This is a genomic window from Oleiphilus sp. HI0066, from assembly GCF_001635725.1.
Map to the genome: position 1 here is coordinate 1 of NZ_LWFH01000606.1, position 1,175 is coordinate 1,175.

Annotated in this window: 2 protein-coding genes; both read left to right on the forward strand. The window is 46.2% G+C overall.

Features of this window, described 5'->3' with window-relative positions; all coding sequences use genetic code 11:
* Positions 1-485 (forward strand): FtsW/RodA/SpoVE family cell cycle protein (locus A3738_RS07900; RefSeq protein ID WP_197473696.1); only part of this gene is annotated, 485 nt, incomplete at its 5' end.
* The coding region (locus A3738_RS07905) for a glycosyltransferase (protein WP_197473697.1) at positions 482-1,175 on the forward strand (694 nt) is incomplete at its 3' end. The genes A3738_RS07900 and A3738_RS07905, both read left to right, overlap by 4 nt.

The following is a 1,175-nucleotide window of genomic DNA, read 5'->3' on the forward strand; positions in this document are numbered from 1 at the left end:
ATACCGACCCGTGGGCAGATCAATTTGGCGCAGGTTATCAGTTAACACAATCTCTGATTGCTTTTGGAAGAGGTGAAATACTTGGCGTTGGGCTAGGTAATAGCTTGCAGAAGCAGTTTTATTTGCCAGAAGCTCACACCGATTTTGTATTCGCTATTCTTGCGGAAGAATTCGGACTGATTGGTTCTTTAATCGTCGTCGCATTATTTTCGTGGTTGATTTACCGCGCATTCAAAATTGCACGTGTGGCTGAAAAAGCAGGGCTGCTTTTCCATGCTTATTTCTCATATGGCATCGCAATACTACTAGGCGTTCAAGCAAGCATTAACTTGGGCGTGAACATGGGCTTATTGCCAACTAAGGGCTTGACCTTGCCCTTGGTGAGTTATGGCGGAAGTAGTTTGATTATAAGTATTGCTGCTATCGCGATTTTGTTGCGCGTTCATCATGAAACCCTCCATGCAAGAATAGGAGAGTCTTCATGAAAACGTATTTGATGATGGCTGGCGGAACAGGTGGTCATGTATTTCCTGCTCTTGCAACGGCTAGAAAGTTACAAGAGCAAGGGGCGAATGTTGCTTGGCTTGGATCTAATGGTGGTTTCGAGCAGTCGGTCATTGAGAAACAGGGCATACCCTTTTATGGCATTAGCGTGAGCGGGCTAAGAGGCAAAGGCAAGCTTGCTCTTTTAAAGGCTCCATTCAACTTGGTGCATGCCTTAATTCAAGCTTTTGGTGTTCTCAATAAAGTGAAGCCGCATTTGGTCGTGGGAATGGGTGGATTTGCATCTGGTCCTGGGGGCCTTGCAGCTAGATTGTCTGGTCGCCCATTGGTCGTTCATGAGCAAAATGCCGTTGCGGGAATGACGAATCGGATCTTGGCGAAGATAGCCAAAGCCGTGTATGAGGCTTTTCCAAATAGCTTTGGTTCTGCCGTGAGAGCAACACTAATTGGAAATCCGATTAGGGAAGAAATTGTTGCGTTGAACCAGTCTAGTAACGACAAAAAATGGGATGCGTCGCGTCAACCGCGCATATTGGTTGTAGGTGGTAGCTTAGGTGCTCAGAAGTTGAATGAAGTCGTACCAGCGGCGATGGCTCTGCTAGATCAAAACACACGCCCAGAAATAATCCATCAATCTGGTAAAGGTAAGCTAAAAGCGACGCAATCGTTGT